Origin of the sequence: Streptomyces sp. S465 (genome assembly GCF_026898115.1) — a bacterium.
Classification (GTDB): Bacteria; Actinomycetota; Actinomycetes; order Streptomycetales; family Streptomycetaceae; genus Streptomyces; species Streptomyces luomodiensis.
On sequence record NZ_CP114036.1, the window covers coordinates 2,408,919 to 2,426,512 of the forward strand.

General features: G+C 71.9%; 18 protein-coding genes. 3 read left to right on the plus strand and 15 right to left on the minus strand.

All coding sequences use genetic code 11. The features are described from left to right. Window positions 1–71: 71 nt before the first annotated feature. From N6H00_RS10360 to N6H00_RS10400, 9 genes are all read right to left on the minus strand, one after another. A complete protein-coding gene (locus tag N6H00_RS10360; protein ID WP_268976907.1) occupies window positions 72–935 on the minus strand; it encodes a PmoA family protein in 864 nt (287 codons plus the stop codon). Window positions 936–1,027: 92 nt separating this feature from the next. Continuing rightward, a complete protein-coding gene (locus tag N6H00_RS10365; protein WP_268971304.1) occupies window positions 1,028–2,242 on the minus strand; it encodes a Gfo/Idh/MocA family protein in 1,215 nt (404 codons plus the stop codon). 96 nt (window positions 2,243–2,338) lie between these two features. Further along, window positions 2,339–3,238 carry a carbohydrate ABC transporter permease gene (locus N6H00_RS10370; RefSeq protein ID WP_268971305.1) on the minus strand — a complete coding sequence of 300 codons (900 nt, stop codon included), beginning with the start codon at window positions 3,236–3,238 and terminating at the stop codon, window positions 2,339–2,341. Next, window positions 3,235–4,161, minus strand: a complete 927-nt coding sequence (locus N6H00_RS10375; protein ID WP_268971306.1) for a carbohydrate ABC transporter permease — start codon at window positions 4,159–4,161, stop codon at window positions 3,235–3,237. The genes N6H00_RS10370 and N6H00_RS10375 overlap by 4 nt, the downstream gene beginning before the upstream one ends. 187 nt (window positions 4,162–4,348) lie before the next feature. Next, complete coding sequence (gene araD, locus N6H00_RS10380; protein WP_268971307.1) at window positions 4,349–6,136, minus strand: L-arabinonate dehydratase; 1,788 nt, start codon at window positions 6,134–6,136, stop codon at window positions 4,349–4,351. Continuing rightward, a complete protein-coding gene (locus N6H00_RS10385; RefSeq protein WP_268971308.1) occupies window positions 6,133–7,035 on the minus strand; it encodes a dihydrodipicolinate synthase family protein in 903 nt (300 codons plus the stop codon). Before N6H00_RS10385 ends, araD begins: the two co-directional genes overlap by 4 nt. Window positions 7,036–7,113: 78 nt before the next feature. Then, complete coding sequence (locus tag N6H00_RS10390) at window positions 7,114–7,752, minus strand: GntR family transcriptional regulator (RefSeq protein WP_268971309.1); 639 nt, start codon at window positions 7,750–7,752, stop codon at window positions 7,114–7,116. 228 nt (window positions 7,753–7,980) lie between these two features. Continuing rightward, on the minus strand, window positions 7,981–9,180 hold the full coding sequence (locus N6H00_RS10395) for a hypothetical protein (RefSeq protein WP_268971310.1): 1,200 nt from the start codon (window positions 9,178–9,180) through the stop codon (window positions 7,981–7,983). Then, a complete protein-coding gene (locus N6H00_RS10400) occupies window positions 9,177–10,118 on the minus strand; it encodes a 5-dehydro-4-deoxyglucarate dehydratase (protein ID WP_268971311.1) in 942 nt (313 codons plus the stop codon). The genes N6H00_RS10395 and N6H00_RS10400 overlap by 4 nt, the downstream gene beginning before the upstream one ends. Before the next feature lie 271 nt (window positions 10,119–10,389). Here N6H00_RS10400 and N6H00_RS10405 point away from each other — a divergent pair, with 271 nt between their 5' ends. Continuing rightward, on the plus strand, window positions 10,390–11,211 hold the full coding sequence (locus tag N6H00_RS10405; protein ID WP_268971312.1) for an NAD-dependent epimerase/dehydratase family protein: 822 nt from the start codon (window positions 10,390–10,392) through the stop codon (window positions 11,209–11,211). A gap of 507 nt (window positions 11,212–11,718) precedes the next feature. Here N6H00_RS10405 and N6H00_RS10410 read toward each other — a convergent pair. The 5 genes from N6H00_RS10410 to N6H00_RS10430 all read right to left on the minus strand — a co-directional run bounded on the left by N6H00_RS10410 (window position 11,719) and on the right by N6H00_RS10430 (window position 15,328). Then, a complete protein-coding gene (locus tag N6H00_RS10410) occupies window positions 11,719–12,270 on the minus strand; it encodes a cysteine hydrolase family protein (protein ID WP_268976908.1) in 552 nt (183 codons plus the stop codon). A gap of 2 nt (window positions 12,271–12,272) precedes the next feature. Then, window positions 12,273–13,637, minus strand: a complete 1,365-nt coding sequence (locus N6H00_RS10415) for an MFS transporter (protein ID WP_443073203.1) — start codon at window positions 13,635–13,637, stop codon at window positions 12,273–12,275. 107 nt (window positions 13,638–13,744) lie between these two features. Beyond that, on the minus strand, window positions 13,745–14,173 hold the full coding sequence (locus N6H00_RS10420; RefSeq protein ID WP_443073205.1) for a MarR family winged helix-turn-helix transcriptional regulator: 429 nt from the start codon (window positions 14,171–14,173) through the stop codon (window positions 13,745–13,747). Between the two features lie 88 nt (window positions 14,174–14,261). After that, window positions 14,262–14,522: a DUF397 domain-containing protein gene (locus N6H00_RS10425; RefSeq protein WP_268971314.1), complete on the minus strand. Its 261-nt coding sequence runs from the start codon at window positions 14,520–14,522 to the stop codon at window positions 14,262–14,264. Further along, complete coding sequence (locus N6H00_RS10430) at window positions 14,519–15,328, minus strand: helix-turn-helix domain-containing protein (RefSeq protein ID WP_268971315.1); 810 nt, start codon at window positions 15,326–15,328, stop codon at window positions 14,519–14,521. The genes N6H00_RS10425 and N6H00_RS10430 overlap by 4 nt, the downstream gene beginning before the upstream one ends. A 172-nt stretch (window positions 15,329–15,500) precedes the next feature. On the opposite strand from N6H00_RS10430, the gene N6H00_RS10435 reads away from it, so the two are divergent. After that, window positions 15,501–15,938: an ATP-binding protein gene (locus N6H00_RS10435; protein ID WP_443073206.1), complete on the plus strand. Its 438-nt coding sequence runs from the start codon at window positions 15,501–15,503 to the stop codon at window positions 15,936–15,938. Here N6H00_RS10435 and N6H00_RS10440 read toward each other — a convergent pair. Continuing rightward, window positions 15,906–16,484, minus strand: coding sequence for a TetR/AcrR family transcriptional regulator (locus tag N6H00_RS10440; protein ID WP_268971317.1), 579 nt, complete (start codon window positions 16,482–16,484; stop codon window positions 15,906–15,908). The genes N6H00_RS10435 and N6H00_RS10440 overlap by 33 nt on opposite strands. Window positions 16,485–16,609: 125 nt before the next feature. Here N6H00_RS10440 and N6H00_RS10445 point away from each other — a divergent pair, with 125 nt between their 5' ends. After that, window positions 16,610–17,566 carry a DMT family transporter gene (locus tag N6H00_RS10445; RefSeq protein WP_268971318.1) on the plus strand — a complete coding sequence of 319 codons (957 nt, stop codon included), beginning with the start codon at window positions 16,610–16,612 and terminating at the stop codon, window positions 17,564–17,566. Window positions 17,567–17,594: the final 28 nt, after the last annotated feature.

The following is a 17,594-nucleotide window of genomic DNA, read 5'->3' on the forward strand; positions in this document are numbered from 1 at the left end:
GCGGTCACCGGTCGGCACCGGCGGCTCCGGGGCGCGTCCGCTCCTGCGGCGGTGGCTCCTACGGCGGTGGCTCATACGGCGGCCCCCTTGTCGGAGAGCTGCCCCGCGATCCGGGCGGCGGCGGGGCGGTCCAGACGGCCGTCGGCGACGGCGGTGACGATGCGCCGGGTGACGGTGTCGGCGGGGGCGATCGGCAGCGGCCGCTCCCAGGCGAGGGCCGAGCCCACCCCCGGGTGCTCCCCGGTGCGCACGCACCAGGGGTCGGCCCGGGTGTCGCCGGTCGCTCCGGCGAAGACCAGCGTCCAGTCGTCGGTGGCCAGCGCCAGCCAGTCCGCTGGCCGTCCGTGCACCGCCGCCTCGCCCTCGCCGTCGGCGCTGAAGACGTGCGCGGGCTCGGGACGCCTCGGGAGGGGCCAGCAGAAGCCGCCCGCGTGGCCGGTGGCGCCGATGCCGATCTCCCGGCCGGTCACATTGGTGAGGGCGGAGGTGAAGTCCAGTGCCCAGCACCCCGTGCCGAGGGCCCGTACGGCCACCGTGCGGCGCTCCAGCAGCAGTTGCCGCCCCCCGGCCGTCCACGACAGCTCCTCCACGAACCCGTCGGGGTCGCGCAGCAGCCAGCTGAGATGGCGCTGGCTTCCCTGGTGGTCCAGCCGGCCCGGACCGCCCCGGAAGTCCCGTCCCGCCACCTCCGGGACGGCCATGGACACGCCCAGGTGCGCCGGATGTTCGGCGGGCCGCAGCCCGGTGACGGTGGCGCCGCCCAGGGTGCGCACGGGGTGCAGATACGGGCGTGGCGCGAGCATGCCGGGCAGCTGGGGGCGGTGCACGTACGACCCGACGATCCGGCCCTCATGGCGCAGCACGGTGCAGGGGGGACGGCGGGTGAGGGACGGGGTCAGCGCGTTGGAGGAGGTCAGCCGATTGGAGGGGGTCAGCCGGTTGGGCGGGGTCAGCGGGTTGGGGGTCAGCCGGTTGGGCGGGGTCAGCGGGTTGGGCGGGGTCAGCGGGTTCGAGGGGGTCAGAGGTGTCATGGGTGCGGGACCTCCGCGGGGGGTGCGGCCCAGGGGGCGCGCAGTTCCGAGTACAGGGCGAGGCGCTCGGCGCCGGCGGTGACCAGTCGGTCGATGCCGGTCACCACGCGCCGCTTGGCGGCCCGCGCGGTGACGCCCGCACCGGGCTCGGTGCGCCAGGCGTCCGCGGGCAGCGGGACCGGTGCGGGGGCGGTCCGGACCGCCTCGACGACACGCATGAACGCGCCGGTGCGGTCCGGTGGGACGAGCAGTTCGGTGCCGTCGCGCAGATGCGCGACCAGGTTGTCCAGCAGGTCGGTGCGCGCGTGGTCGGTGGTCTCGGGCGGCGCTCCGTCGCGTTCGACGCGGACCCGGTCCAGCTTGTACCAGAAGGTGATCCGGCCCCGGTCGCCGTGGACGGTCACATACGGTTCACCGGGCTCCTCCGCGCACAGGGTGACGGCGGCGGCGATCGTGGTGCCGCCGGTGGTACGGACGCGTACGCAGGAGGTGTCGTCGGCCTCGATGGCGTTGGCCCGGTACAGCTCCAGCTCGATACCGGCCACGTCCTCGGCCCGGTCGGCGCCGCCGAGGCTCAGGGCGGTGGCGACGGCGTGGGCGAGGGGGTTGGTGAGGACCCCGTCGACGACGTCACGGCCGTCGAGGGTGCGGTGTCCGGCCCAGGGGGCGCGGGTGTAGTAGTCCTCGTCGCGGGCCCACGCCCCGGCCGCGCCGATGCCGCGGATCGCCCCTATGCGGCCGTCGGACACGAGTTTCCGGATGGCGGGCAGGGCCTGGGAGCCGAGCGACTGGAAGCCGATCTGGCAGGCGGTGCCGTACCGGCGCAGCCCTTCGCTCAACCGGGTGAATGCGGCGTACGAGGGTGTGGGCGGCTTCTCCAGCAGAAGGTGCGCACCGCGCTCGGCGGCGGCGAGGGCGAGGTCGGCGTGGGTGTGGATCGGTGTGCAGATGACGGCGATCCGGGCGCCGGTCCGGGCCAGAAGTGCGGGCAGGTCGGCGGATTGCTCGGGCTCGCCGAGCCCGTCGCCCAGCTCCGCCGCCGTGAGGGGACGGAGTTCGCACACTCCGGCGAGCCGGACCTTCCGCTCGGCGGTCAGCCGGCGGATGTTGTCCAGGTGCCAGCGCCCGTGGCCGCGGGCGCCCGCGAGGACGACGGGTATCGGTTCCTCGGCCGGTGCCTTCCCGCGGCTTTCGGGGTGCGCCATGTCCATGCTCGGACCTCCTTGCTCGTTCACGAACGGTTGTGCCGCTGACCAGGTGCGTCGGCTCCGGCCGGCTGTTGACCGGCCGGCTCCCGACCGGGTCGGTCAGCCCTTGACCGCCCCCGCGCTGAAGCCGGTGATCAGCCACTTCTGGATGAAGGCGAAGACGATGACGACCGGCACCGCGGCGATCACCCCGCCCGCCGCGAGCGCGCCCAGATCGACGCTGTCGGCGCCGATGAGGGTGTTGAGGCCGACCGGGATGGTCTGCCTGTCCTGGGAGCTGAGGAACATCAGCGCGAACAGGAAGTGGTTCCAGCTGTGCACGAAGGCGAAGGAGCCGACCGCGATCAGCCCGGGGCGCAGCAGCGGCAGCACCACCGCGCAGAAGGCCCGGAAGCGGCCGCAGCCGTCCACCCACGCCTGCTCCTCCAGCGACACCGGCACGTTCCTGATGAAGCCGCTGATGAGGATGATCGACAGGGGCAGCTGGAAGACCGTCTCCGCGATGACCACGCTCCCCAGCGAGTTGATCATCTGGAGGTTCTTGAAGATCTCGAAGAGCGGCACCAGCATCAGCGCGCCCGGGATGAACTGCGAGGCCAGCAGCGCCAGCATGAAGCCCTTCTTGGCCCGGAAGTCGAAGCGGGCCAGGGCATAGCCGCCGGCCAGCGCGACCGCCGTCGTCATCACCAGCGAGGCGACACCGACGATCATGCTGTTCTGGAAGAAGATCCCGAAGCTGCGCTCGTTCCACACCTTCTGGAAGTGCTCACCCGTGACCGGCCAGGGCACCAGCGCGTTCGAGCCCGCGGGGCGCAGCGCGAACAGCAGCATCCAGTAGAAGGGGACGAGGGTGAACAGCAGGTACAGGCACAGCGGCAGATAGATCTGCCAGCGCGGTACGCCCTGGTCGAGCCCGCGCCGACGCTTCGCGCGGGCGGCGGGCGGCGGGGCGGCCGTGGGGGCGGGCAGGGTGCCCTGCTCGGCGAGTGCGGTGGTCACGTGGGGTCGCCTCCGAACTTGCTCAGGCGCAGATAGAGGATCGAGCAGAAGAGGAGGATCACGAAGGCGACGGTGGTCAGCGCGGAGGCGTAGCCGAAGTCATGGCCGTTGATCCCGGTGTTGGCGACGTACAGCGGAAGGGTGGTGGTCTGCCCGGCCGGTCCGCCGCCGGTGAGGGTGTAGAGCAGATCGACGTTGTTGAACTCCCACACCCCGCGCAGCAGCGTGGACAGGATGATCGCGTCCTTGAGGTGCGGCAGGGTGATGTGGAAGAACCGCCGCGCCCGGCCCGCGCCGTCGACCGAGGCCGCCTCGTACAGGTCCCCCGGGATGGACTGGAGGTCGGCGAGGATGAGGATCGCGAAGAACGGGACGCCGCGCCAGAGTTCGGCGACCACGGCGGCCCAGAAGACGGTCCCGGTGTCGGAGAGCACCGAGGTGCCGTAGGTGCCGATCCCGGCGTCCGCGAGATAGCGGCTGATGCCGGTCGAGGGGTTGTAGAGCAGCATCCAGATGGTGGTGGTCAGCACCCCGGACACGGCCCAGGGCGAGAAGACCAGGGCGCGGGCGAGGCCGCGGCCCAGGAAGGTCTGGTTGACCAGCAGGGCGAGCGCGAGGCCGAGCAGGAGTTGCAGCAGCACCTCGGTGACGACCCATTTGCCGCTGAAGACGAGGGTGTCCCAGAACTGCGGATCGTCGGTGAAAATGCGGGTGAAGTTCGCGAAGCCGGCCCAGCCGTTCCGCCAGGGCTTGGTGACGTTGTAGTGCTGGAGGCTGTAGTAGAGGACGCTGAGCATCGGATAGGCGATGAAGCCCAGCATCAGCAGCCCGGCGGGGGCGATCAGCAGATACGGGAGGCGGCGGGGCGGTCCTCCGGTACGGCGCCGGGTGACCCGGGGTGGTTTCGCCACGGCGTCGGCCATGACTGCTTCTCCGTTCTCAGAGGTGCACGGGCGGGTCTCACAGGTGCACGAGCGGGTCTTACAGGTGTACGAGCGGGCGGGTGAAGCGCTTGCTGTGAAGCGCTTACCGAATAGCGTTCGATATGACGAACAAACCGTGTGCTGATGGATGCGGGCTGATGGATACGGGCTGCTCAGAGGGTGTGCGTCAGCCCGCGTAGGGTTCGGGGACCGCCCCTGGGCGGGCCAGGAAGCGGAAGTCGCATCCGGTGTCGGCCTGGGTCATCTGCTCCTGGTAGAGCGCGCCGTAGCCGCGTTCGTAGCGGGGCGGCGGAGCCGTCCACCGCGCCCGGCGCCGCTCCAGTTCGGCGTCGTCCACCTCCAGCCGCAGCGTCCGCGCCGCGACATCGAGGGTGATCGGATCGCCGTCGCGGACCAGGGCGAGCGGGCCGCCCACGTACGACTCCGGCGCGATGTGCAGCACACAGGCCCCGTAGCTGGTGCCGCTCATCCGGGCGTCGGAGATCCGCACCATGTCCCGCACCCCCCGCTTCAGCAGATGGTCGGGGATCGGCAGCATCCCGTACTCGGGCATCCCGGGGCCGCCGAGCGGGCCGGCGTTGCGCAGCACCAGCACGCTGTCCTCGGTGATGCCGAGGCCGGGGTCGTTGATGGTGGCCTGCATCGCCCGGTAGTCGTCGAAGACCACGGCCGGCCCGGTGTGCTTCAGCAGCCGGGGCTCGGCCGCGATGTGCTTGATGACCGCGCCGTCGGGGCACAGGTTGCCGCGCAGCACCGCCACCCCGCCCTCCTCGGCCAGCGGGTTGTCACGCTCCCGGATCACCTCGGAGTTGTGCACCAGGGCGCCGTCCAGCTGTTCGCGCAGCGTGGTGTGGGCGATGGTGGGGCGGTCCAGGTGCAGGATGTCGGTCAGCCGGGAGAGGAAGCCGGGCAGCCCTCCCGCGAAGTGGAAGTCCTCCATCAGGTACCGGCCGCCGGGCCGCAGATCGGCCAGCACGGGGACGGTACGGGCGATCCGGTCGAAGTCGTCGAGGGTGAGCCGCACCCGGGACCGGCCCGCCATGGCGATGAGATGGATCACCGCGTTGGTGGAGCCGCCGAGGGCGAGCACGGTCGCGACCGCGTCCTCGTACGCCTCCCGGGTGAGGATCTCCGAGAGCCTGAGGTCCTGCCAGACCAGCTCGACGGCGCGCAGTCCGGCGGCGGCGGCCATCCGGTCGTGCCCGGAGTCCACGGCCGGGATGGACGAGGCGCCGGGCACGGTCACGCCCAGCACCTCGGCGGCGGCCGTCAGCGTGGAGGCGGTGCCCATCGTCATGCAGTGACCGGGTGAGCGGGCCAGTCCGCGCTCCAGTTCGGACATCTCGCAGTCGCCGATCAGCCCGGCCCGCTTGTCGTCCCAGTACTTCCACATGTCGGTGCCCGAGCCCAGCACCTCGTTGCGCCAGTGCCCCGGCAGCATCGGCCCGGCCGGGACGAAGACCGCCGGCAGGTCGGCGCTGGCCGCGCCCATCAGCAGCGCCGGGGTGGACTTGTCACAGCCGCCCAGCAGCACGACGCCGTCGACCGGATAGGAGCGGCACAGCTCCTCGGTCTCCATGGCGAGGAGGTTGCGGTAGAGCATGGGGGTGGGCTTCTGGAAGGTCTCGGAGAGCGTGGAGACCGGGAACTCCAGGGGGAAACCGCCCGCCTGCCAGACGCCGCGCTTGACCGCCTGGGCGCGGTCGCGCAGATGCACATGGCAGGGGTTGATGTCGCTCCAGGTGTTGAGGATCGCGATGACCGGTTTGCCCAGGTGCTCCTCGGGGAGGTAGCCGAGCTGGCGGGTGCGGGCGCGGTGGCTGAAGGAGCGCAGGCCCTCGGTGCCGTACCACTGGTGGCTGCGCAGCTCCTCGGGCCGTCTGCGTCTCCTGACCGGGGCGCTTGCACCGGTCCCGGCCGGGGAACCCGTACCCGTCCCGACCGGGGTGCTCATACCGACCACCCTTCGACGATCGCGGCGACCTCCGCGCGCCGGGCTTCGGGCAGCGGCTTGCTCGGGGGGCGGACGTCGCGCCGGCACAGGCCCATGGCAGCAAGCGCTTCCTTGACGACCGTGACGTTGTTGGCGGACTGCCGCTCGGCCCTGAGGTCCTCGAACCGCCGGACCTGTTCCCACACCTTCATCGCGCCCGGATAGTCCCCCGCGCGCAGCGCCCCCAGCATGTCGAGCGAGAGGGTGGGGGCCACGTTGACCAGGCCCGAGGTGAAGCCGGTGGCGCCGACCGCCCAGTACGAGGGCGCGTACAGCTCGGCGAGCCCGGCCACCCAGACGAACCGGTCCAGCCCGGCCTCGCGCGCCACCGCGGCGAAGCGGGTGGCGTCGTGGACCGCGTACTTGAGCCCGATGACATTGGGGCACTCCTCGCCGAGCCGGGCGATGGCCGCGCCCTCGATCAGCGGATTGCGCAGGTACGGCACCACGCCCAGCTCGGGGACGGCCTCGGCGATGGTGCGGTGGTAGTCGATCCAGCCGTCCTGGGCGACGTAGGGGTGCACCGGCTGATGGACCATCACCATGTCGGCGCCGGCCGCGCGGGCATGGCGGGCGGCCTCGACCGCGGTGGCCGCGTCATGGCCGACGCCGACCAGGACGGCGGCCCGGCCGGCGGCCTCCTCGACGGCCAGCTCCGTGACCAGCCGGCGCTCGTCGAGGGTGAGGGCGTAGAACTCCCCGGTGTTGCCGTTCGGGGTGACGGCCTTGACCCCGCCGTCGAGGAGCCGGCGGAGCAGGGCGCGGTAGGCGGTGCGGTCCACCGCGCCCTCGGCGTCGTACGGAGTCACCGGGATCGCCACGACGTCCGCGAGCGCCGTCCTCAGCGGTGAGTAGTCCATACGAACCCTTTCTCTCGATGTCGGCATCGGGCGGGCTGTTCGGATGGTGCTGGGGCCGGCGGCCTGGGCCGCCGGGTGCTACTCCCCCTTGGGGAAGGCGCGCTGGACGAAGGAGGCGATGTGGTCGTGGAGCGCGCGGGCCGCGCCGTCGGCGTCGCCGTCGCACGCGCGGGCCAGGATCTCCCGGTGCTCACGGGCCTCCTGCTCCCAGGAGGGCACCGCCTGCCAGGCGACGGCGGAGACCAGCGCCGCCTGGTCGCGCAGCTCGTCGAGCATCCGGGTCAGCAGGGGGTTGCCGCAGGACCGGTAGAGGGCCCGGTGGAAATCGCGGTTGGCGAGCGACCGGCCGGCCGGATCGGCGGCGGCGTCCGACCGCTCCAGCGCGGCCCCGGCGTCCTCCAGCCCGGCCCCGGCGGCGACGGTCCGGCGCAGCGCCTCGGGCTCCAGGAGCAGCCGCACATCGTAGACGGCGTGCGCCATCGCGGTGTCGACGGTCCTGACGGTGGCCCCCTTGTACTCGCTCATCACCACGAGCCCACGCCCCGCGAGCGTCTTGAGCGCCTCCCGTACGGGCGTCTTGGACACCCCGAACTGCGCGGCCAGTTCGGCCTCCACCAGCGGCTGCCCGGGGCGCAGCTGCCCGGTGAGGATCGCGCGCTTGACCGCCTCCTGCACGTACTGGGTACGGGAGGGGATCGGGCTCGGTGCGATGTCCATGGACGGCTCTCAGGTGGCTCGGATGGCTCGCAGAATTCGCATATCGCGTCTCATATATGACGTACGAAGTACGACGCGATGAAGTTAGGGCGGCCCCGGGGCTGCGTCAACGGTTCTGACGGAAAATCGCGCAGGCCGCCACATGCCGGGCACTCCGAGGATCTGCCAAGCCGTCCCGGGAACCCGCCACCGTAAAAGGGCGGCGGGTTCCGGGCCGGATCTCAGCGCTCAGCCCAGCTCGGCCAGGGCGGTGCGGACCGCCGTGAGGTCCTGGTCCGAGGCCAGGCCCGCGTGGTACAGCCGGATCTCGTCCGCGCCGAGCTCCACCGCGTGGGCCGCGTCCTGGGCCAGCGTGGCCGGGCTGCCGCCCATCCCCGTGACCACCGTGAAGTTGGCGGCGAGCACGGTCCGTTCGGTCCGGTGCGGGGCGAAGGGCGGCAGGATCGCCGAGCGCGCTGCCTCGCCCCCCGTGCACGGCAGCACGACGCCGTCCGCCTGGGACAGCACCTGGGCCGGGTCCACGCCGACGTTGGCGCCGAGCCGGTGCGGGGCCGGGTCGGCGTGCAGCAGCACCCGGAAATCCTTCGCCGCCGCGGCCCTTACGGCGGCCACGGCCTCGGCCCGCAGACCGCCGGCGATCCGGTCCCGCCAGGCCGCGAAGAGCGCGGCGCGGTCGGCGCCGAGCAGCTTGACGACCTCGGCCCACTCCCCCGCGCGGTCACCGCCGTCCGCGGTGGTCCCGCCCGCCCACACCGGGCGCAGGGCGCGCAGGACCGCCTGGCGCAGCTCCTCGGCGTCGGCTCCGAGTTCCGCATAGCCCGCACCGCAGCTCTCGCAGAAGCACAGCGACATCAGGTACTGGCCGGCGCCGCCCAGCGGCACCCCGCCGATCTTGTCGTGGGCGTGCAGATGGGCGAGCCCGTACCAGCCGCAGGACTCCAGCTCCACCCCCCGGGTGCCGGGCCGCACGGCGGCCTCGGCGGCCAGGTCCACCAGATAGGCGCGCACCTCGGGGCGGGCGATGCACGGCGCCCACGGGTAGCGGTCGCCATAGGCGTTGCGCACGGCGATCCGGGGGTGCTCCTCGCCCAGCCGGGAGTTGTGCGCGAGCACCACCCAGGAGTGGACCTCAAGCCCGGCGTCGGCCAGCGCGGCGGCGGCCTCGCCGTACGGGTCGTCGCCCGGCACCCACGACTGCTGGTACGGGCGCAGCTCGCGGCCCCGCCAGCGCTCGGCGTCCGGCGGGTAGAGCACGGCGGCGTGCCGGGCGGTGACGACGCGGTGGTCCGGGTGACGCGGGGTCAGGGCCCGGGTGGAGTGGTAGGCGGAGGCCAGGGTCACCTGCTGGACGCCGAGGTCGGCGATGCGGCGCGCGGCGTCCGGGTCTCCGACGACGTCCCAGGGGTAGACGAACGCGGAGGCTCTCACCGCGCCTCACCGTCTCCGATCAGCGCCATACCGCGCTCGATCAGCTCGGCCAGCTCCTTGACGTGGGCGGGGCTGGGCTCGCTCAGCGGCGGCCGCACCTCGCCCACGTCCAGCCCGCGCAGCCGGACCCCCGCCTTGACCAGCGACACGGCGTAGCCGCGGCCCTGGTTGCGGAGTTCGACCAGCGGCCGGTAGAAGCCGTCGAGCAGCTTGTTGACGGTCGCGTCGTCGCCCGACAGGAGCGCCTCACGGAAGGCGAGGGCGATCTCGGGGACGAAGCAGAAGACGGCGGAGGAGTAGAGCGTCACGCCGATCCCGCGGTAGGCGAGGCCGGTCAGTTCGGCGGTCGGCAGCCCGTTGAAGTAGCGGAAGTCCGCGCCCTCGTCCTCCGCCCGCACCGCGCTCACGATGCGCTGCATCAGGTCGAGGTCGCCGATGCCGTCCTTGAGGCCGATGACGCCGGGCACCTTGGCGAGCCGGGCCACGGACTGCGGGGTGAGGACGGCGTTGTCCCGCTGGTAGACGATGATGTCGAGGTCGGTGGCGCCCGCGAGGGCGCTGTAGTGGCGGATCAGCCCTTCCTGGTCGGCCACCACCAGATACGGCGGCATGGCGAGCAGCCCGTCCGCCCCGGCGCGCTCGGCGAGCTTGGCGTAACGGATCGCCAGCGCGGTCCCGTACCCGGCGCCCGCCACCACCGGCACCCGCCCGGCGGCCTCCTCCACGGCGACCGCGACGCAGTCGTGGAACTCCTCCGGGGTCAGGGCGTGGAACTCGCCCGTGCCGCAGCACGCGAAGACGGCCCCCGCCCCCGCCTCGATCCCGGCGCGCACGTGCGCGCGGTAGACCTCCAGGTCCAGGGCGCCATCGGGACCGTAGGCGGTCACGGGGAAGAACAGCAGACCCTCAAGGCGCTCGCCGAGTGAAGTCGAGGTCACGGGCTTCTCCCTGTCGCGTACACGGACCCGCCGTCAGCCGCCCGACGAAGTGTGCACGTTTCTGATCGTCATCTACATTCGTGAACGCGCTCACCGTAAGGCAGCCCTCTGTCACCGGTCAAGGGTGCGGACGGGGCACGCACCCTTGACGGTCCATCCGTCGATCCTTACGGTGTCCATGAATCTGAACCACATACACGAATAAAAACCCCATACGCCCGCTTCCGCGCATCACACGACCCGATAAGCCCCTTACGGAGGAGATCCGCCCATGCCCGCTCCCCGCACCGTCCTCCTCACCGGCGCCGCCGGCGGCATGGGCACCTTGATGCGCGAGCTGCTGCCGTCGTACGGATATCGGCTGCGGCTGCTCGACCAGCTCCCCATCGAGGGCGAGCCGGACGCGATCACCGCGGATCTGTCCGACCGGGACGCCCTGGGCGAAGCCGTACGGGGCGTCGACGCGATCATCCATCTCGCGGGCATCTCCCTGGAAGCCCCGTTCGAGAAGATCCTGCGGGCCAATATCGAGGGCACGTACAACCTGTACGAGGCGGCCCGCGAGGCGGGCGTCCGCCGGATCGTCTTCGCCTCCAGCAACCACGCCGTCGGCTTCACGCCGCGCCCGGCCGAGACCCCCGTGTCCGGCGACGCGCTCATCCCGCTCGACACCCCGCGCCGCCCCGACACCTTCTACGGGCTGTCGAAGTCGTTCGGCGAGGACCTGGCCTCGCTCTACTGGGACAAGCACGGCATCGAGACGGTCGCCATCCGCATCGGCTCCTGCTTCCCCGAGCCGACGACGGTCCGCATGCTGTCCATCTGGATGAGCCCGGCGGACGGCGCCCGGCTGCTCCACGCCGCCCTTACGGCGGAGAACGTGGGCTACACCCTGGTCTACGGCAGCTCGGCCAACACCCGCCTGTGGTGGGACCTTTCCTCGGCCCGCGCCCTGGGGTACGAGCCGAGGGACGACTCCGAGCCGTACGCCGCGAAGCTGATCGCCGAGCAGGGCGAGCTGGAGCCGGGCAACCCCGACCACGACTACCTCGGCGGCGCGTTCTGCACCAACCCGCCCATCTGGCCGCGTTGAGGCGTTGGGGCGCGGGGTTGTGGTTTACGGGCGCGCTTTTGAGGCGGCGCGCCCTTGAGGTTTCCGGGCGCGCCCGTGCGCGTGGGGGCGCCGCTCACCGAGGCGAGGTGGTTTTGAGCATGGGTCCGGTGGTGGGGGGCGCGGCGCCACCGCCGGCCGCCGGGCCGGTGGGATGTCAGGACCGTGGCGGCTCGGCGATGCGCGGGACCCGGCCCGATCCGGAGTGCGGCCCGGTGGCCCCTGGGGCGGCCCCTCCGGGTACCCCTCCAAAAGATGCTTGATCTGACGCAACTAATTTGTCAAGCAGTTTCCAGAGGGGTACCCCCACCCCTCGGCGGCCCGGCGGCGGCCCTGGCTCCCGGCCACGGAAGCCGCCACCGGCGCCCACACCCACGGGCCCGGCGGACGGCGGCGGCGCCGCGCTCCCCACCCCCGCCGCCGCTGCTCAATTGCGCCGAAGGCGCGAGACGAAGGCCGCACTCAACCGAGCCGCCCAGCCGCAACCGCTCAGCCCACCGCCTTCGCCCACTCCTCCACCGTCGTGACCTCGGCCTGACGCGGGAACACCTTCTCGGTGAGCACCCGGTGGACCTCCTCGTCCGGGTCGGCACAGCCGTCGGCCAGCACGGTGAGCTGGTAGTCCAGGTCGGCGGCCTGCCGCAGGGTGGACAGGACGACGCCGCTGGTCGCGATACCGGCCAGGACGAGGTGGGAGATACCGCCGGAGCGCAGAACCAGCTCCAGGTCGCTCCCGGCGAACGCGCTGACCCGCTTCTTGGTGATCACGGCCTCGTCGGGCCGGGGTGCGACATCGGGGTGGATGACCGCGTTCGGGTCCCCAGGGCTGAACGCGCCCTCGGGCAGGCCGCTGAACGCCTTGTTGCGGTCGGAGATGTCGGAGCGACCGGACCGGAAGCCCACCACGACGTGCAGGACCGGAATCCCGGCGGCACGGGCGGCGTCGATCGCGCGGCGCACGCGCGGCAGGTAGTCGGCATCCCCAATGTGGCTCACCATGGCCGCCTGGAGGTCCATCGCGAGCAGAGCGGTGTTGTTCACGGTCACGTTGTCGACGCCTTTCGCTGCTGTGGTTCTTGGGAAGAGGAGGAATCGCCGGACCCGATACGGCCCAGCGAGCGGTCCACGACCGTCAGCGCCAGGAACAACCCGGCGACGGCGAGCATGAACCAGGCCAGGCCGTGCAGCCCGGCGGTGTCGGCGCGGGCGCCGAAGAAGGCGCCGTTGGCGCTGGAGGCGACCATCGCGCCGACGTAGAGGAAGGTACGGAGCAGTCCCGCCGAGGCGCCCATCCGTTCCGGATCGGCCTGGTGGTACACCGCGTTCTGGAGGGCGAGGTTGTTCAGCCCCTGCGGTACGCCGAAGACGAGCGCGACGGCGATCAGCAGCCACACCGCGCTGTGCGGCTGGAGCAGGAGCAGCAGGACGCATACGGCGATCTGCGCCACACCGCCCACCAGAAGCTTGCCGCGCACCTCGGCGCGGCGCCCGGTCACGGAGGACACCGCGATACCGGTCAGGAACAGCGGCAGTTGGGCCAGCCCCGCCTGGGACGCCGTCAACCCCCGGCCGTCCTGGAGCCACTGGGTGTAGCCGTACAGAAAGACGTAGGAGACGACGGAGGTGAGGAGGGCGCGGCCGTAGGTGAGCAGCAGGGGCGGATTGCCGCCGAACACCCGCAGGTCGATGAACGGCTCATCCGTCCGCAGCTCCCGCACCGCGAACCCGGCCGCCGCCAGCGCCACCAGCACCGGCAGGTACCAGCGGTCGGACCGGGGCTCCATCAGGAACAGCAGCAGCGAGACGAGCATGGCGGCGAACAGCGCCATACCGGGCAGGTCCAGCCGGACGCCCCTCCCGGCCCGCCCCTTCGGCGAAGCCTTGGGCAGCCGCCGGACGCCGAGGACCAGACCGGCCACCGCCAGGGGGATGTTGACGGCGAACGTGGTGCGCCAGCCGCCGAGCCCGATCAGCAGCCCGCCCAGGGGCGGGCCGACGACGGCGACGGTCTGACTGGCGACCGCGAGCGCCGCGAGGATTCCGGCGGGGCTGTCCCGGCCGGTCCGCCGGGCCTCGCTGCGGATGAGGGACATCGAGGCCGGATAGCCCGCGCAGGTTCCGAATCCGAGCACCACGCGGGAGACGATCAGCACGCCCAGGTTCGGGGCCAGCAGCCCGATCACCCCCGCGATCCCCGTCAGCGTCGCCCCGGCCAGGAAGAGGCGGCGCGGTCCGTAGAGGTCGATCAGCCGCCCCACGACCGGCTGGCCTATCGCGGTGGCCAGATAGAGCGCGGAGACCAGCCAGGCCGTCTGCGACGGCGGCGCCCCGAACGCGGCGCCGATGGGCACCAAGGAGACGGAGATGATCGAGGAGTTGACCGGGTTCAGCACCGAACCCAGCATCATCGGGGCCAGGAGCCTCCGGTCGAAGGCGCTCTCCTTGTCCGCGTCCGCCGTGGCCTGTCGTCGTCGTACGAGCCGGGCGAGCCGCGCCAGCCGCGCCAGCCGCGCGATCACGCGCGGGTGAGCCGGTCCAGCAGGGCCAGCGCCTCGAGGATGGTCTGCCGTTCCGCTTCCGTATAGCCGGTTTCCAGGGACCGGGCGAGCCACTCCTCGCCCGCCCGCCGCTTGTCGGCCAGGAACGCGCCGCCGGCTTCACTCACCGACACCAGCTGCCGCCGCCTGTCATGGGGATCGGGGCGCCGCTGGATCAGCCCGCGCTCGTCCAGTACGCCGAGCGTGGCCGCCATCGACTGCGGCCGGACCCGCTCGGCCGCCGCCAGATCACTGGTCGAGGCGGGACCCTCCTTGCTGAGCCTGCTGAGCACGGAGGTCTGGGAGGGGGTGAGCTCCTCGTTGTCGTACGTCTCCTTGAACCGCCGCCGCAACCGGCCGATCACCACGCGGATCTCATGCGCGGCGCGCACGGCGGACGCGGACATGCCGCGAGGGGTTTCTGCCATGCCCCTCACGGTAATTTCTTCAGCCCAGGCTGTCCAGTTGCAACTGAACAGCCTGGGCTGTGCATTTTCAGAGGTTCGCGCTCGCGCCCGCGAACCCTACGAACTCGGCCCACGCATGTGCCGGGAACGTAAGGTTCGGGCCGTCGGTGTCCTTGCTGTCCCGGACGTGCACGGTGCCGGGGCACGCGGCGACCTCGACGCACTCGCCGCCCTCGCCCCCGCTGTAGCTGCTCTTACGCCAATCCATGGCAACTTCGACGCACTGGCCGCCCTCGCCGCCGCTGTAGCTGCTCTTGAACCACACCAGCTCGCGTATGTCCCTGCTCATAGCTCCCCCAGCAACTTCTCGATGAAGATGGACGACTCTCGTGGCGTGAGAGCCTGGGCCCGGATGATTCCATACCGCGCGGCGATGGCGCGGACTTCTTCCCGGTCGGTGAGCAAGGTACTGCGCCCCTGGCCTTCGAGATATGCGATCTGTTCGCTTCCCTTGGGGGTCATCAGCGTGAAAGGTCCGTCTATACCGGCGTTGTCCTCCCGGCTGAGGGGCATCACCTGAATCTCCACATTGCGCTTCTCTCCGACGAGAAGTAGCTGCTCCAACTGTCCACGGAGAACCTGCACCCCGCCGAACGGTCGCCGCAGGACAGACTCCTCGATGACGAAGCCCAGGAGGGGAGCAGGGCGCATACCGAAAATCGCTTGGCGCTCCATGCGTGCGGCAACTCGCTGTTCAATGACCTCTTCGTCCAGGTGTGGACGGCGCATCGTGAACGTCGCTCGCGCGTAGTCCTCCGTCTGCAAGAGGCCGTTCACCACATGCGTGTCGTACACCTGGACCTCAACCGCCACCGCCTCCAACCGCGCCGCATCGCGGAAGAACGCCGGGTACCGCGCGTGCGCCAGCTCCTCCTTCATCGCCCCCAGCACGCCGCCCGCACCCAGCACCTCATCGGCCTTGTCGACCAGCTCCGGCTTGGGAATCCGTCGTCCGCATTCCACCGACGCCACCTGGTCCGCGCTGTACCCGACGAGCGCCCCTAATTCCGCCTGGGTGAGTCCGGCCCGTTCCCGGAACAGCTTCACCTGCCTGCCGAAGCCCCTGAGGAACGGGGACCGTTCCGTACCCGCCATGTCGCATCCCTCCCATCACACCAGGCGTGCACGTACAGGCACTGTCCGTACACGCGCGCTTGCTGGTCAGGCTAGGCACGCCACCGCAAGGCTCGTGCCCATGACGACCGAAAATGCCCCCTCACGAGGGACACACCAGGGACAACCAACGCCCGCGCCCGGCGAGTTCGCCATGCGCTTCACCTCGACGCCGCGCGGTGCGCGCCTCGCTCGGCGGCTCGTGTCGCACCGGCTCGCCGCGTGGGGCTACCCGTACGATTCCGGCCCCAACGAGACCGTGACCCTGATCGCGAGCGAGCTGGCCGCGAACGCGGTACGGCACGGCCGCGTGCCGGGGCGGGACTTCCACGTACGGCTGACCGCACCGCTGGGCGACGCGGGCGGGACGATCCGGATCGAGGTGTCGGACACGCGCACCGAGAAGCGGCCCACGCTCACCGCCGCCGCGCCGGACGCCGAGACGGGGCGCGGTCTGTTCCTCGTCTCGCGGCTCGCCGAGCGCTGGGCGGTCGGGCCCCGGCCCGGCGGCGGACCGGGGAAGACCGTGTGGGCCGAGATCGCGACCGAGACCAAGCCCTCAGACCGCTCCGGCCCGCTCCAGCGCCCGTAGGGCCATCCGACGTGAGATGCCGACCGGATCGGCCACCGCCGACAGCCCGTACAGCACCGTGGCGCCCTCGTGAAGCAGCAGCAGCTCGTCCGCCAGCTCATCGGGGGCGGCCACGCCCGCCTCCTCGCACAGTTGCCACAGATAGGTCCGCAGCCAGCGCTTCTGGCCGGCGACCACCTGCCGGGCCGGATGGTCGGCGTCCGGCAGTTCGGCCGCCGCGTTGACGAATCCGCAGCCGCGTGGGTTCTCGCGGCGCATCCACGCCGCGAGGGCGTCGAAGGTGGCCAGGACGCGCTCCGCCGGGGGCGACTTCTCGACCTCGGCGGTGAGCCAGGCCCGCCACCGCTCATCGCGCTCCCGCAGATACGCGGCGACCAGCGCTTCCTTGGAGCCGAAGCGCTCGTACAGCGTCTTCTTGGTGACTCCGGCGCGCTTGGCGATCAGATCCACGCCGACCGCGTTGATCCCCTGCCCGTAGAACAGCTCGGCGGCGGCGTCGAGGACGCGGCGCGCGGCGGGGGTGAGCGCTTCCCTCTGCGTTCGCATGCCGTGATCACCTCCGATCGGGGTTGACGGAAGGGTATACCGATCTGTTTAGTCTAGTGGACGCGAGGTACTAAACAGATCGGTATACCTGGAACCCGATCCGACCCGGAATGAGGACGACGCCCATGCCCATCAGCACCGCCATCACCTCCATCGGCCTCGTCGTGATGTGGAGCTCCGGCTTCATCGGGGCCGAGCTCGGCACCCGGGAGGCCACCGCCGACACCCTGCTGATGTGGCGATTCATCGCGGCGGCGGCGGTGCTGGGCGGCGCCTGGGCGCTGCTGAGGCGCCGCAAACTCCGCCCGCGCGCCATCGCCGAGCAGGCGGCGATCGGCGCGCTCTCGCAGGGCGGCTACCTGGGCGGTGTCGTCTGGGCGGTCGGGCTCGGCGTCCCGTCCGGCACCACCGCGCTGATCGCCGCGTTGCAGCCGCTCGCGGCGGGCGCGCTGGCCGGGCGGCTGCTCGGGGAGAGGGTCAGCCCGCGCCAGTGGGCGGGGCTGGCCATCGGCCTCGGCGGGGTCGCGCTCGTCGTCCAGGGCGATCTGTCGGCGGGCACCGCGGCCGCCCCGGTCTGGGCGTACGGACTGCCGTTCGCGGCGATGGCGGCGCTGCTGGCCGCGAGCTTCCTCGAACGCAGGGCGCGGGCGCCGCTCGGCCCCGTGGACGCCGTGCCGCTGCACTGCCTCGTCAGCGCCGTGCTGTTCACCGGGGTCGCCCTGGCCGGGGGCCATGCCGCGCCCCCGTCGAGCGGGACCTTCTGGACGGCGGTGGCCTGGACGTTCCTGCTCTCCACGGTCGGCGGTTACGGCTTCTACTGGCTGAGCCTGCGCCGCAGCGGCGTCACCCGCACCAGCGCCCTGATCTACCTCACGCCGCCGACCACGCTGGTGTGGGCGTACGCGATGTTCGGCGACGCGCCGGGGTGGACGGCCCTGGCGGGCATGGCGGTGTGCGTGATCGGGGTGACGGCCGCCACCGCCCGCCCCGTACAGCGCCGCATGCGCCGCCCCGAGCCGTCGGCGCGGCGCGCGGATGATCCGGTCCGTGATCGAGCGGTGTCACGGGTACCGGCCGAGTAGCGCGCGATGCGCGAGGCGTCCGGGGCGC